The organism is Bradyrhizobium uaiense (assembly GCF_010811875.1).
GTDB lineage: Bacteria > Pseudomonadota > Alphaproteobacteria > Rhizobiales > Xanthobacteraceae > Bradyrhizobium > Bradyrhizobium uaiense.
Window position 1 is genome coordinate 1 of the sequence record NZ_VKHP01001206.1, and the last position, 225, is coordinate 225.

At 59.6% G+C, this 225-nt stretch carries 1 protein-coding gene; it reads left to right on the top strand.

Annotated elements, in window-relative coordinates:
* On the top strand, positions 1 to 225 hold a 225-nt coding region (locus FNJ47_RS49310; RefSeq protein WP_163163907.1), incomplete at both ends, for a transposase.

Sequence of the window (225 nt, forward strand, 5' to 3'; positions counted from 1 at the left end):
CTTTGACGCTTGCGCGCGGCGAAGTGCCAGTGATGGTCGCGTTGCGTCTCTTTCTGCCTGACAGTTGGACAAGCGACGTGTCTCGTTTGAAGCGTGCCCGCGTGCCAGTCGAACACCGAACGCCACGATCCAAGCCGGAAATTGCTTTGGCCGAGATTGACCGCACGATGGCAGCCAACGTGCGCTTTGGATGTGTGCTGGCGGATGCAGGATACGGACTTAGCG